The organism is Enterobacter sp. BWH64 (assembly GCF_001037645.1).
GTDB lineage: Bacteria > Pseudomonadota > Gammaproteobacteria > Enterobacterales > Enterobacteriaceae > Enterobacter > Enterobacter hormaechei_C.
The window spans coordinates 1036543-1049329 of record NZ_KQ089922.1 but is presented as its reverse complement, the minus strand read 5'-3'; the positions used below and the strand labels follow the sequence as shown (position 1 = coordinate 1049329).

13 protein-coding genes and 1 pseudogene are annotated in these 12787 nt (G+C 57.5%); 3 read left to right on the top strand and 11 right to left on the bottom strand.

Going from position 1 to position 12787, the window contains the following annotated elements; genetic code table 11:
• Positions 1–11: 11 nt before the first annotated feature.
• From SK50_RS05040 to SK50_RS05025, 4 genes are read right to left on the bottom strand one after another with little or no spacing between them, the layout of a single operon-like run.
• Positions 12–788 carry a DUF4311 domain-containing protein gene (locus tag SK50_RS05040; protein WP_006810337.1) on the bottom strand — a complete coding sequence of 259 codons (777 nt, stop codon included), beginning with the start codon at positions 786–788 and terminating at the stop codon, positions 12–14.
• Positions 789–810: 22 nt separating this feature from the next.
• Positions 811–1110 (bottom strand): DUF4312 family protein, encoded by a 300-nt coding sequence (locus SK50_RS05035; RefSeq protein ID WP_006810338.1) that lies wholly within the window; start codon positions 1108–1110, stop codon positions 811–813.
• Positions 1111–1112: 2 nt separating this feature from the next.
• Positions 1113–1475, bottom strand: coding sequence for an SFCGS family glycine-rich protein (locus SK50_RS05030; RefSeq protein ID WP_006810339.1), 363 nt, complete (start codon positions 1473–1475; stop codon positions 1113–1115).
• A 10-nt stretch (positions 1476–1485) separates the two neighbouring features.
• Complete coding sequence (locus SK50_RS05025) at positions 1486–1824, bottom strand: PRD domain-containing protein (protein WP_026080657.1); 339 nt, start codon at positions 1822–1824, stop codon at positions 1486–1488.
• 416 nt (positions 1825–2240) lie between these two features.
• Here SK50_RS05025 and SK50_RS23055 point away from each other — a divergent pair, with 416 nt between their 5' ends.
• The gene (locus tag SK50_RS23055; RefSeq protein WP_017383916.1) at positions 2241–2396 is read left to right on the top strand and encodes a Hok/Gef family protein; all 156 of its coding nucleotides are present in this window, start codon (positions 2241–2243) and stop codon (positions 2394–2396) included.
• A gap of 70 nt (positions 2397–2466) precedes the next feature.
• Here the strand turns inward: SK50_RS23055 and cybC are convergent, their stop codons facing one another.
• Together cybC and pmbA are read right to left on the bottom strand one after the other, a co-directional pair.
• The gene (cybC, locus tag SK50_RS05015) at positions 2467–2853 is read right to left on the bottom strand and encodes a cytochrome b562 (RefSeq protein ID WP_010427378.1); all 387 of its coding nucleotides are present in this window, start codon (positions 2851–2853) and stop codon (positions 2467–2469) included.
• A gap of 43 nt (positions 2854–2896) precedes the next feature.
• Complete coding sequence (gene pmbA, locus SK50_RS05010; RefSeq protein ID WP_015572506.1) at positions 2897–4249, bottom strand: metalloprotease PmbA; 1353 nt, start codon at positions 4247–4249, stop codon at positions 2897–2899.
• Between the two features lie 95 nt (positions 4250–4344).
• Here pmbA and yjgA point away from each other — a divergent pair, with 95 nt between their 5' ends.
• The gene (gene yjgA / locus SK50_RS05005; RefSeq protein WP_003856072.1) at positions 4345–4896 is read left to right on the top strand and encodes a ribosome biogenesis factor YjgA; all 552 of its coding nucleotides are present in this window, start codon (positions 4345–4347) and stop codon (positions 4894–4896) included.
• Between the two features lie 105 nt (positions 4897–5001).
• Here yjgA and mpl read toward each other — a convergent pair whose 3' ends face one another.
• The gene (mpl, locus tag SK50_RS05000) at positions 5002–6375 is read right to left on the bottom strand and encodes a UDP-N-acetylmuramate:L-alanyl-gamma-D-glutamyl-meso-diaminopimelate ligase (protein WP_017694649.1); all 1374 of its coding nucleotides are present in this window, start codon (positions 6373–6375) and stop codon (positions 5002–5004) included.
• 179 nt (positions 6376–6554) lie between these two features.
• Between mpl and fbp the strand changes: the two genes are divergently transcribed.
• Positions 6555–7553 (top strand): class 1 fructose-bisphosphatase, encoded by a 999-nt coding sequence (gene fbp / locus SK50_RS04995; RefSeq protein WP_048229133.1) that lies wholly within the window; start codon positions 6555–6557, stop codon positions 7551–7553.
• Between the two features lie 37 nt (positions 7554–7590).
• On the opposite strand, the gene SK50_RS04990 is transcribed toward fbp, so the two are convergent.
• From SK50_RS04990 to ytfR, 4 genes and pseudogenes are all read right to left on the bottom strand, one after another.
• Positions 7591–9159: a methyl-accepting chemotaxis protein gene (locus tag SK50_RS04990; protein ID WP_017694651.1), complete on the bottom strand. Its 1569-nt coding sequence runs from the start codon at positions 9157–9159 to the stop codon at positions 7591–7593.
• A gap of 93 nt (positions 9160–9252) precedes the next feature.
• The gene (gene yjfF / locus SK50_RS04985) at positions 9253–10254 is read right to left on the bottom strand and encodes a galactofuranose ABC transporter, permease protein YjfF (RefSeq protein WP_017383921.1); all 1002 of its coding nucleotides are present in this window, start codon (positions 10252–10254) and stop codon (positions 9253–9255) included.
• Entirely contained in the window at positions 10241–11266 is a 1026-nt protein-coding gene (gene ytfT, locus SK50_RS04980) for a galactofuranose ABC transporter, ATP-binding protein YtfT (protein ID WP_017694652.1), read from the bottom strand. The genes yjfF and ytfT overlap by 14 nt, the downstream gene beginning before the upstream one ends.
• A gap of 13 nt (positions 11267–11279) precedes the next feature.
• Positions 11280–12779 (bottom strand): annotated as a pseudogene (ytfR, locus tag SK50_RS04975) (galactofuranose ABC transporter, ATP-binding protein YtfR); the annotation flags it as partial.
• Between the last annotated feature and the right edge of the window lie 8 nt (positions 12780–12787).

Genomic DNA, 12787 nt, shown 5'->3' with positions numbered 1-12787 from the left:
AGAGGCTCCTGTTATTTACCGCTGAGCGAGTTGTGGATCATGTCGAGCCAGTTCGGCACGGTCAGATGGAAGGATTCGATCATCTTCATGTCGAAGCCGCGGAAGAAGCCGCTCAGCACGAAGAGCAGAACGATCGCCGCCATCATCACTTTGGTGACGTGGTTCCAGCCACTCTCTTCAACACCTTTACCAATCAGAATACCCAGTACCAGACCCGGTACGGCGTTACCCATGATCAGCTGTGCCGCGCCGCCAAAGATGGTGGCCCAGAAGCCCGATTTTTTACCCGCGTCGATGGCCGCCAGCCAGAAGATCACCGGCATCACGGTGTTGACCAGCAGGTTCGCCGCCGGTACCAGCACCTTCACGGCGGTCACCTGAAGCGCTGCCGGAACGGAGGAGGCGGTCAGGTTAAGGAAGGTCACGACAATCATGCCGATGATGCCGCAGGCAATCGCCATTTTGCGCGGGTCATGCAGCGTTTCACCGACGTTACGGTTTTTAATCATCAGTGCAGCAGCACCCCAGTTGGGGATGATGCGGTGGTCAACGTCCTGTGTGAAGGCACCTGCGGCCACGGAAGAGGCCCAGGCGTTAAAGAAGAAACCTAACCCAAAGGAGAAGTGGGACGCCGGATCCCCTTCGCAGGAGTTCAGTTCCCCCAACGTACGAAACGCGCCCATACCCTGAGTGGTAGGCGCATGAAACATGCGTGCAGCCCCGGCGCCAACACCGACGCCAACCAGGCCGCCAATGATGAGCGATTTTATTAATATAATTAAGAACATCAGTCTGCCCTTTTATGAATAATCAGCGTTGCGTGACGAAATCCACCTGGTCGAGATTGATGGCGGTCACGTTGACGGTCACATCCAGCTCCACGCTGTAGGTGCGTCTTTCCCGGCGCAAAAAGAAGAACAGAAACGCTTCTTTTCGCACCGCTTCTTGCGCCTGAACAACCTGCACATCCTGTGGCTCAATACGCAGTAAGATATGCGGTGAGGCTTTCATCACCGCAGCCTGAACGTGGTTGAGGGCGTCGGCAAAGGCGCGCGCTTTGGCGTCGCCCTTCCCCTTCACTCTCACCGTGGTTGTGAACTGTTCTTTCATGCTTACGCGCCGTATTTCTTCTGCCACGCCTGTACCAGACGCTCGCCCAGCTCTTCTTTATCCATAAAGCCAAAGCCCAGCACGTTGCAGCCTTCGTTGATGGCGGTCACCCCCTCATCCACGGAGCGCATGCCGTATTTGGCCTTGTAGCCATATTTGGTCTGAGCGGTGATGGCGCCCGCGCCGCCGCTGCCGCAGAAGGAGATCCCGAAGGTGGCGTTTTCTGCTTTCATCACGTCACCGAGCTTCATATCCGCTGCCATGCCCGGTACGACAACCGCGCGTCCGCCGGCTTTTTCCACACCCGCAGCCACTTTCTGACCTTTACCCAGGCGATCGCCAATCACGACTGTAATCTGTTCCATGTGTTGCTCCTTAAAGGTTGTCTTTCGCGACTTCGAAGTGAACGGAGAGCAGCCAGGCCTCTTCATCAGGAAGGTTGCCGAACTGCGCTACCACTTCACGGGCGAGTTGCATTGAATCTGGTGAAATTTCGTCAAACAGCTCTGCTTCAACCTCTGGCAGCGGCTCGCCGGTCACGGACCGGTGCGCCATTGCGCGTACGTGGGAGGTCAGCATCTGCTCCTGTACCGCGTTGGGAATGATGTTGTGCCGGGCCAGCAGGGCGTAGACCTGCTGAAGCATGGTGTTCGCGAGCTGTTCTGTTTGCACCGCCTGTTCCCCAACGTCGTTCATTACCGCTCCGTTAATCACTCGTCTTACCCCGTTAATGGCTCTGGAATAAAACTAACGTCGAGGGGGAATTGTTTGTAGCGAGTTGTTTTCCACTTCGAAGTGGAAAGGCGAGCAGCGGCAGTGATCTGTGCCACATAAATGCGGTGAATCTGTATAAATCGCTGGATTTACGTGATGAATATCACGCTATTACGCGGCATTAGACTGGTAAGCGGAGTGGAAAAGATTACGAGCAGGCTCGTAGAAATGTGACGTGGATAAGGTTTTCTTATGGGGATCCGCTAGAGTGGCGGCGGGTGCTTGAGACTGACCGTCTCAGGCATGGGACGGAAAGTGGAAAGCCCCGCCTGATAAAAAATCAGGGCGGGGGCTCGAAACGACACGTCACACCGTGGAGTTCGCTACCTCGCCCGCTTTAAAGCAAGGAGGCATCCATGAAACGCAGAAACCCAAGTATCGGGGTTTTGATGATTATTTCTTTGACAATAATCATCTTAACGCTGGTGACGAGGAAAACACTGTGCGAGATCCGTTTTCGTAACGGCTCGCTTGAAGTGACAGCGCGGATGGATTGTCGCTCCGGCAAGTAGGGAGCAACGATGCGGGGGCGCATAATGCGCCTCCGCATACGGGGAGAGGACGTACAGCTCAGGCACCCAATTAACGATACTTTTTGTGGTACGTGTTGCGGGTCGCGACAAACTGATCGGCTGCCGCCTGGGCTTCTTTCACTTTGCCTTCGTTCGCCAGCTTCAGCGCGCCGTCAATCTGGCCGACCAGCACGTCAAAACCGTGGCGGTAGTCTTTCATCTCGGCGCTGTCTGCCGCTTTGCTTTCCAGCTTCGGCGGCGTCGCTTTTTGCGCATCCAGCGCGGCTTCACGCATTTTAGTCAATGCGTCTTTCATGTCCGCCGCATTGTCCGTTTTCTGCACCACCTTCAGGTTTTCACTGAGGATGTCCATGTTGTCTTCGAGATCGGCAGCAAACGCAGACGAGCCAAGAACCAGCGTTGAAGCCGCGACGATCGCTAACAGGTGTTTACGCATTGCTCACTTCCTTTTTTTATTATTAATCAATCTTTTACGGGTATTATTGCCCGGCGATTTTCATCTCCGGCAGTAATACAGAACCACACTGAATATTGCTGCGTGTTTCAATATCGTTACCGACCGTAACAATATTGCGCCACATGTCCTTCAGGTTGCCGGCGATGGTGATTTCGCTCACCGGATACTGAATTTCACCGTTTTCGACCCAGAAGCCCGCTGCACCGCGAGAGTAGTCGCCGGTAATACCGCTCACGCCCTGCCCCATCAGCTCGGTGACCACCAGGCCGGTGCCCATCTCTTTCAGCATCTGTTCAAAATTCAGGCCCTGTCCGGCAATGCGCCAGTTATGAATGCCGCCCGCGTGCCCGGTGCTTTTCAGCCCCAGCTTACGCGCGGAGTAGTTGGTCAGCAGCCACTGGGTCAGAATGCCGTCTTTCACGATATCACGACGTTCCGTGCGCACGCCTTCGCTGTCAAACGGCGTAGAGGCCAGCCCTTTCAGCAGGTGTGGGTGCTCTTCGATGGTCAGCCATTCCGGCAGGATCTGCTTGCCCAGCGAGTCGAGCAGGAAGGTCGATTTACGGTACACCGAACCGCCCGCAATCGCTCCCACCAGATGACCAAACAGGCCGGTTGCCACTTCGTTGGCAAAAATGACCGGCGCTTTCATGGTGGAGAGTTTACGCGGCGAAAGGCGTGACAGCGTGCGTTCGGCGCACGCTTTTCCCACCCACTCCGGAGACTGCAAATCTCCCAGCGCGCGGCCAATGGTATACGCGTAATCACGCTCCATATCGCCGTTTTCTTCGGCGATGACGCAGCTGGAAAGCGAGTGGCGGGTTGAGCAGTACCCCTGCAACATGCCATGGGAGTTACCAAACACTTTAATGCCGTAGTGGCTGTTAAAGCTGCCGCCTTCGGTATTGGTGATGCGTTTGTCAGCCTGCAAAGAGGCCTGCTCGGCTCGCGCGGCCAGCTCAATGGCTTCATCCGGCGTCACTTCCGCGGGATGGAACAGATCGAGATCCGGCGCGTCAAACGCCAGCAGCTCTTTATCGGCCACGCCAGCGTAAGGGTCCGGGGAGGTGTAACGCGCGATATCCAGCGCCGCCTGCACCGTACGGGCGATGGCATCCGGGCTCAGATCGGTAGACGACGCGCTGCCTTTACGATTCTGGTGATACACCGTGATTCCCAGCGCGCCATCGCTGTTAAATTCTACATTCTCCACTTCGCCATAGCGGGTGCTCACGCTAATGCCGGTGGTTTTGCTGACCGCCACTTCGGCGCCATCTGATTTACCTGAAGCGAGCGTCAGCGCGGTGGAGACGGCTTCTTCCAGGATCTTACGCTGCGCTTCAACTTGTGAGGTTACTTTCATCGCAAATGCCATACTGTAAGAGAGAGTTAAGTGAAGTCTAACAGAGAACCGTTTTTCAGTGCGCGTCTTAACTGGTAACATTAGCCTCTTTTTTTAAGGAGCCTGACATGACTAAGCAGCCCGAAGACTGGCTCGACGACGTTCCCGGTGATGACATCGAAGACGAAGATGATGAGATCATCTGGGTCAGTAAAAGTGAAATTAAACGTGACGCCGAAGAGTTAAAACAGCTTGGCGCAGAAATGGTAGAACTGGGTAAAAACGCGCTGGATAAGATCCCGCTCGACCAGGATCTGCGTGATGCCATTGAACTGGCACAGAAAATCAAGAAAGAAGGGCGTCGCCGCCAGCTTCAGCTTATTGGTAAACTGCTGCGTCAGCGCGACGTGGAGCCGATCCGTCAGGCGCTGGACAAACTGAAAAACCGCCACAATCAGCAGGTTGCGCTGTTCCATAAGCTGGAGCAGATCCGCGATCGTTTGATCGAGCAGGGTGATGACGCGGTACCTGAAGTGCTGAACCTGTGGCCGAATGCCGACCGCCAGCAGCTGCGATCGCTGATCCGCAACGCGAAGAAAGAGAAAGAAGGGAATAAGCCGCCGAAGTCTGCGCGCCTGATTTTCCAGTATCTGCGCGAGCTGTCTGAGAACGAAGAGTAATCTGTGCGGGTTTGCGCCGGATGGCGGCGTAAACGCCTTATCCGGCCTACAAGGTCGTGCGAAAAAATGTAGGCCCGGTAAGCGCTAGCGCCACCGGGCTTTTTTTTACTCTGCGGCCGCGGCTTTCTTCGCCAGACCGTCCAGCAGCTTCTGATGGATACCACCAAACCCACCGTTGCTCATCACCAGAATGTGATCGCCAGGCTGTGCGGCTTTCACCACCATATCCGCTAAGACATCCACGTCCGCACTCCAGTGCGCCGGCTGAATGCAGGCGTCTGCCACTTCCGCCACCTGCCACGGAATATGCTGCGGTTGCAGCAGGAAGACTTCGTCGGCACGTCCTAAGGACGGCGCAAGATCGTCTTTGCAGATGCCCATTTTCATGGTGTTCGAACGCGGTTCCAGCACGGCCAGAATGCGCGCGGTGCCGCCAACTTTGCCACGCAATGCGGCAAGCGTCGCCAGAATGGCCGTTGGGTGGTGCGCGAAATCGTCATACACGGTAACGCCGTGGGCTTCACCGCGCAGCTCCAGACGGCGACGGGCGTTGATAAACGAGCCCAGCGCATTGGCGGCATCCGCAGGCAGTACGCCCACGTGACGCGCCGCGGCGATCGCCATCAGGCCGTTGTGCATGTTGTGCTCGCCCACCAGGCCCCACTTCACCTCGCCCACTTTCTCACCGTCGAGCAGCACTTCCCATTCGGAGGCATCCGCGTTGAGCTTTTTCGCCTGCCAGTGCCCCTGCTCGCCAACCAGCTCCTGCTCGCTCCAGCACCCCATCGCCATAGTCTGCTTCAGGTTGATGTCGTTCTCCGGCAGGATAATGCGGCCCTGACCCGGAACAATGCGCACCAGATGGTGGAACTGTTTCTGAATCGCTTTCAGGTCGTCAAAGATATCCGCGTGATCGAACTCAAGGTTGTTGAGGATCAGCGTGCGTGGGCAGTAATGCACGAACTTGGAGCGCTTGTCGAAGAACGCGCAGTCGTATTCATCCGCTTCAATCACAAAGAACGGGCTGTCGCCCAGACGCGCGGAGACGTCGAAATTCCCCGGTACGCCGCCGATCACGAAGCCCGGCTTGTAGCCGCAGGCTTCGAGGATCCAGGTCGCCATACCGGCGGTGGTGGTTTTGCCGTGCGTCCCGGCAACGGCGACAACCCAGCGGTCGCGCAGGACAAAATCATGCAGCCACTGCGGGCCAGACATGTACGGGATATTGCGTTCCAGCACCGCTTCAACGCATGGATTCCCACGGGTCATGGCGTTACCCACGATCACCAGATCCGGCTGCGGCTCCAGCTGGCTGGCGTCATATCCCTGAATCAGAGAAATTCCCTGCTTCTCGAGCAGCGTGCTCATCGGCGGATACACATTGGCGTCCGAACCTGTCACTTCATGGCCCAGCGAGCGCGCCAGCATTGCCAGTCCGCCCATGAAAGTGCCACAAATCCCCAATATATGAATGCGCATACGTCACTATCCTTCTTCAATGTGGCGCACATTTTACTCACATGTCAGCGGCTGTGAAACGCATTTCAGGTAAATCCGTATTTTGCTGGCGCGATTCACCTCTGCGCTAATATTTGAATGTTTGTTAAGATTGTTGGACATCAACCGCTTTACTCAACATAAGATGCAGGGAAAGTGTTATGAAAACGTTAGGTGAATTTATTGTCGAAAAGCAGCACGAGTTCTCTCATGCTACGGGTGAGCTCACTGCTTTGCTGTCGGCAATAAAGCTGGGCGCTAAGATCATCCACCGCGATATCAACAAGGCCGGTCTGGTCGATATCCTGGGTGCCAGCGGTGCCGAGAACGTTCAGGGTGAGGTTCAGCAGAAACTCGACCTGTTCGCCAATGAAAAACTGAAAGCTGCACTGCGCGCGCGCGACATCGTTGCGGGTATCGCCTCTGAAGAAGAAGATGAGATCGTCGTATTCGAAGGGTGTGAACACGCGAAATACGTTGTTCTGATGGATCCGCTGGACGGCTCCTCCAACATCGACGTTAACGTTTCTGTCGGTACCATTTTCTCCATCTACCGTCGCGTCACGCCGGTTGGCACACCGGTGACGGAAGAAGACTTCCTGCAACCGGGCAGTAAACAGGTTGCTGCCGGTTATGTGGTGTATGGCTCGTCCACCATGCTGGTGTACACCACCGGCTGCGGCGTACACGCCTTTACCTACGATCCGTCCCTGGGCGTGTTCTGCCTGTGCCAGGAGCGTATGCGCTTCCCGGAGAAGGGCAACACCTACTCCATCAACGAAGGCAACTACATCAAATTCCCGAACGGCGTGAAGAAGTACATCAAATTCTGCCAGGAAGAGGATAAAGCCACCCAGCGCCCGTACACCTCGCGCTATATCGGCTCGCTGGTGGCGGATTTCCACCGTAACCTGCTGAAGGGCGGTATTTACCTCTACCCAAGCACCGCCAGCCACCCGGACGGAAAACTGCGTCTGCTGTACGAGTGTAACCCAATGGCGTTCCTGGCCGAACAGGCAGGCGGCAAGGCGAGCGACGGTAAAGAGCGTATTCTGGATATCGTGCCGGAAAGCCTGCACCAGCGCCGTTCGTTCTTCGTCGGCAACCGCCATATGGTGGATGACGTTGAACGCATGATCCTCGAATTCCCGGACGCGTAACGCGTAGAAAGGGGAGCCAGGCAGGCTCCCCTTTTTTTCAGGCCGTTTGCGTCGTCAGCTTGAAGGAGGCCATCGCTTCCATCAGCTCGCGCGACTGCTCCTCCAGGGAACGTGTTGCCGCAGATGATTGCTGCACCAGCGCCGCATTTTGCTGCGCCGTTTCATCCATCTGGTTGACGGCGATATTCACCTGCTCAATGCCGCGGCTCTGCTCCTGAGACGCCGTCGCAATTTCACGCATCAGTTTGGTCATACGCAGTACTTCGGTGGCGATCTCGTCCATCGTCTCACCGGCCTGCTGCGCCAGCTCGCTGCCCTCGTTCACGTGGGTTTGCGAATCGCTGATAAGCGAGCGGATCTCTTTCGCCGCATCAGCACTGCGGCTGGCGAGATTGCGCACCTCACCCGCCACGACCGCAAAACCTCGCCCTTGCTCACCCGCACGCGCCGCTTCAACGGAGGCGTTCAGCGCAAGGATATTGGTCTGGAAGGCAATGCCGTCGATGACGCTCAGGATATCGGCGATGCGCGCCGAACTGCCGGAGATGTCGCGCATCTTCTCAATGACATAACAGACCATTTCGCTGCCGTGATCGGCGGTATCGGAGACCGACTTCGCCAGCTGGTGCGCCTGCTCGGCGTTATCGGCGTTAAGTTTCACCGTGGCGGTGATCTCTTCCATGCTGGCGGCCGTCTGCTCCAGCGAGGTGGCGGTGGATTCCGTGCGCTGGGCCAGGTTCATATTCCCGGCCGTCAGCTCGCGGCTGCCGGTATCAATCTGCGAGCTGGCGTCACGCACCCGCAGAACCGAGTCCATCAGCGACTGGCGCATCCCTTCGATCGCCGCGTTAAGGCGATTAAATTCCTGGCTCGCCGGCGCGTTCAGGGTATGGGTTAAATCCCCGGCCGCCACATGTTCCAGCTGGGCAATCGAGGCTGAAAGCGGCTTGAGCAGCATATGGCGCAGCACCAGCCAGGCCAGCACGATAATGCCAGCCGTCAGCAGCGCCGCGACGATAATCAGGATCAGCACGCGGGTTTTACTCGCCTGCACGGCGCTCACCTCCGCTTTACCGCGCGCCTCGCTCCATGCCTGGAACGCCTGCATATCGTTATCAAACTGCTTCGCCACCGGGACCAGCTTGTTTTCCAGCAGATCGTAATAGCTGTCCGCGCTTTGCTCGTTCAGGGCTTTCAGCATCGGGCTGATACCCTGCTGGTTGTACACCGCCAGACTCGCGGCAACGTTATCCAGCAGCTTTTGCCCCTGCTCATCCGCCACGCCGCTGCCGATCACGTCCTTCAGCGTTTTCTGTGCCAGCGCCACTTCCTGGTTAATGGTTTTGACCGCCCTGGCCGCATCGTCCAGCAGGCCGACCTCCATCATGCGGACGGCCTGCCCCGCTTCGTTACGCGCGCGCAGGATCAGCGTATAGCCGGCATTCAGCTGCACCATCTGTTCACCCTGAAGATGATTGATGCGCTGGAGAGAAGCGGAACTTTGTGTAAGGGCATAAATGCCGATGCCGCTGACAATCAGCAGCAGAAGGGTCATAACGGCCAGTAAAGAGAGCAAGCCGGTACGAATCGATAGCGTTTTAAGCATGATGTTATTTCCGGTAGCGAGATATTTCTGGGCATAAAAAAAGAATATCGGCCGCTACCGGAAAATGTTTAGAGTTTAAGCAATTTCAGCATGTTATCGCTCTGTTAAAGATGTATTCACCCGGGTAACAGGCGAGCTCTGGCGGTTCTCCCACAGCACCGTCAGGCCGCGCTGGAGCGCGATAAAAATAAACAGCAGAATGCCGATGGCGATTTTGGTCCACCAGGAGCTGAGCGTGCCGTCGAAGTTGATATAGGTCTGAATCAGCCCCTGGATCGCCACGCCAAACAGCGTGCCGAGGACTGTCCCCACTCCGCCGCTGAGCAGCGTACCGCCAATCACTACCGAGGCAATGGCGTCCAGCTCAACGCCCACCCCCGCCAGGGCATAGCCTGCCTGGGTATAAACCGAGAATACAATCCCCGCGAGGGTGGCCAGCCCGGTCGAAAGCATGTAGATGCGAATAGTCGTGCTGCGCGTGGAAATTCCCATCAGGTTCGCGGACGTGGCGCTGCCGCCAATGGCATAAACCTGGTTACCAAATCGGGTACGGTGGGCGAGGAAGATCCCGATCACCACCACGCCCAGCATCAGCAGCCCCATTGCGCTCAGGCGCCCCCCGCCGGGGATTTTCCACGCCAGACTGGAGAGCGTGTCGTAGATCGGGTGGTTAATCGGAATTGACTCCTCCGACACCAGATAGCTCACGCCGCGCAGGAAGAACATCCCGGCGAGGGTGATGATAAAGGCCGGGATTTTCAGCGCATCGATCAAAAGCCCCATAAAGGCGCCGAACGCGCAGCCCATGACCAGCACCAGCGGAAAAGCCAGCAGCGGCGAAATCCCCCAAAAGCCAATCGCCTTGGCAAGGAACACGCCGGTAAAGGCGATCACCGACCCAACGGAGAGGTCGATCCCGCCGGAGAGGATCACAAACGTCATGCCGACGGCGATAATGCCTAAAAAGGCATTGTCGGTCAGGATGTTGCAAATCACCCGCGTGGAGGCGAAGCCCGGGAACTGGGTAAGGCAATAGAGGTACCCCAGAACGAACACGCCCAGCGTGATCATTAACGGCAAATTACGTTTTATCATGACCGCGGTTCCCCTTAATGAGAGTGATAAAGCGCGGCGACTGCACGATAAGTACGATAAGCACCACGACCGCTTTGACGACCTGATTCAGCTCCGGCTGGAACCCGGAGAGCAAAATACCGGTATTCATACCCTGAATAATCAACGCCCCCACCACCGAGAGCAGCAAATTAAAACGTCCGCCCATCAGCGATCCACCGCCGATAACCACCGCGAGGATCGCATCCAGCTCGAGCCAGAGTCCGGCGTTATTGGCATCCGCTCCGCGAATATCGGCGGCCACGATCACCCCGGCAATCGCAGCACAGACGCCGCTCAGCACGTAAGTCAGCATCACCATCAGCCGCGTATTTACCCCGGCGTTTTTCGCGGCCCGAATGTTAATCCCCACCGCTTCGATGAACATCCCGAGCGCCGTTTTGCGGGTGAAAAGCCAGAACATCACCAGCGTCACCAGCGCGACGATCACCGGCGTCGGGAAGAACAGAAAATTACCGCTGCCGATCCACGCCAGGCTCGGGGAGTTAAAGGTGACGATTTGACCGGAGGTGATAAGCTGCGCCACACCGCGCCCGGCCACCATCAAAATCAACGTCGCGACAAACGGCTGGATCTTGAGCACCGCAACCAAAATGCCGTTCCACAGCCCGGCAAGCACGCCGGAGCCCAGCGCGGCCAGCAGGACCACCGGCAGGCTGTGCCCGGCGACGGTCATCGAGGCGGCGGTGGCGCCCGCAATCGCCATTACCGCACCGACGGAGAGGTCGATCCCGCCGGTGGCAATGACCAGCGTCATACCAATCGCCAGCAGCGCCACGGGCGCGGCACGGTTTAAGATGTCGATCGGGCTACCAAACAGGCGGCCATCCTGCACGACGATCTGGAAAAAATGCGGAGCCACCAGGCTATCCACCAGCAGCACCAGCAGCAGCGCCACGATTTGCGGCGTGCCGGTCGGCCAGGTGAAGCGGCGCTTCGCTTCGCCAGTTTGCGAAAGAGAACGGGACATCACATTTGACTCCTTTCGCCGCGATGGCATTCATGATCGCCGGTACCGACAGTTTATCCAGCGGGATCTCTGCCACCTGCCTGCGATCGCGCATGATGATGACGCGATCGGCATAGCCGACCAGCTCCTCCAGCTCAGATGAGATCACCAGCAGCGCCAGACCGTCGGCGCAGAGCGTTTCGATAAGCCGGATGATTTCGGCGTGCGCGCCCACGTCGATACCGCGCGTGGGCTCGTCGAGGATCAGGAATTGCGGCTTGGTGAGCAGCCAGCGCGAGAGGAGAACCTTCTGCTGGTTACCGCCCGAGAGGAACTCGATGGGCTGTTCCGCGCTCGGGGTACGTATACCGAGCTGGCGGATGAAGCGCTCGGCAATCGCGTTCTGCTCGCGCTTAGGGATCGGACGCAGCCAGCCGCGCTGGGCCTGTAGCGCCAGAATGATGTTTTCCCGCACCGAGGCGGCGGCAATAATCCCGTCCGTTTTCCTGTCCTCCGGGCAGAAGCCCACGCCGAGGCACGACGCCTGATGCGGTGAACGTAGCGTTTGTGGTTTGCCTTTGATCAGCGCCGTTCCGCTGTCGGCAGGTTTGATCCCGAAGATGACTTCGGCGGTTTCGGTGCGCCCGGAGCCTAACAGCCCCGCCAGACCCACAATTTCACCGGGGCGTACCTCGAGGTTAAACGGCGCGATGGTCCCTTTTCTGCCGTAATCGTGAAACGCGGCGATCGGTTTTTCGCTCAGCAGCGTACGGCCCGCGCGCTGAAGCGCGTTGGTCTCGAGCTCGCGGCCCAGCATCATTTTGACCAGCTCTATCTGCGGCAGCTCGCGGGTTTCCCGGCAGCCGACAAAGCTGCCGTTGCGCAGCACCGTTATACGGTCGCTCACCTCGTAAACCTGATCGAGGAAATGCGTCACGAAAATCAGGCTGACGCCCTGATTACGCAGCTGGCGCATCAGGGTAAAAAGCATCTCCACTTCCTGGGTATCGAGGCTGGCGGTGGGTTCATCGAGGATCAGCACTTTCGCCGAGAGATCGATAGCGCGACAGATCGCGACGATTTGCTGCATCGCTACGGAAAAACGGTTCAGCGGTTCGCGCACGTCGAGAGAGAAGCCATACGATTCCATCAGCTTCGCGGCGCGCGCTTCCATCTCTTTGCGGCGCAGCAGGCCAAAACGTCTGGGTTCGCGGCCAATAAACAGGTTATCCGCTACCGACATGTTTGGCAGCAGGTTCACTTCCTGGTAGACCGTGCCGATCCCCAGTTGCTGGGCATGCGCGGTGTTTTTGGGCGAAATGGCGTTACCTTCCAGCCAGATAGCGCCGCGATCGGCGTGATAGACCCCGGTCAGGGTTTTAATCAGCGTCGACTTCCCCGCCCCGTTTTCGCCGAGCAACGCCATGATCTCCCCACGCCGCAGGCTGAAATCAACGTTATCCAGCGCCTTAACGCCAGGGAAAAATTTACTCAGGCCCTCTGTGCGGAGGATTTCCTGGTGTTGTTCGGTGGTCATGGTTTCCC

Bases quoted from the DNA above. Each gene is read 5' to 3' on its own strand.
- SK50_RS05040 (WP_006810337.1), bottom strand. From the start codon at position 788: ATGTTCTTAATTATATTAATAAAATCGCTCATCATTGGCGGCCTGGTT.
- SK50_RS05035 (WP_006810338.1), bottom strand. From the start codon at position 1,110: ATGAAAGAACAGTTCACAACCACGGTGAGAGTGAAGGGGAAGGGCGAC.
- SK50_RS05030 (WP_006810339.1), bottom strand. From the start codon at position 1,475: ATGGAACAGATTACAGTCGTGATTGGCGATCGCCTGGGTAAAGGTCAG.
- SK50_RS23055 (WP_017383916.1), top strand. From the start codon at position 2,241: ATGAAACGCAGAAACCCAAGTATCGGGGTTTTGATGATTATTTCTTTG.
- cybC (WP_010427378.1), bottom strand. From the start codon at position 2,853: ATGCGTAAACACCTGTTAGCGATCGTCGCGGCTTCAACGCTGGTTCTT.
- pmbA (WP_015572506.1), bottom strand. From the start codon at position 4,249: ATGGCATTTGCGATGAAAGTAACCTCACAAGTTGAAGCGCAGCGTAAG.
- yjgA (WP_003856072.1), top strand. From the start codon at position 4,345: ATGACTAAGCAGCCCGAAGACTGGCTCGACGACGTTCCCGGTGATGAC.
- mpl (WP_017694649.1), bottom strand. From the start codon at position 6,375: ATGCGCATTCATATATTGGGGATTTGTGGCACTTTCATGGGCGGACTG.
- fbp (WP_048229133.1), top strand. From the start codon at position 6,555: ATGAAAACGTTAGGTGAATTTATTGTCGAAAAGCAGCACGAGTTCTCT.
- SK50_RS04990 (WP_017694651.1), bottom strand. From the start codon at position 9,159: ATGCTTAAAACGCTATCGATTCGTACCGGCTTGCTCTCTTTACTGGCC.
- yjfF (WP_017383921.1), bottom strand. From the start codon at position 10,254: ATGATAAAACGTAATTTGCCGTTAATGATCACGCTGGGCGTGTTCGTT.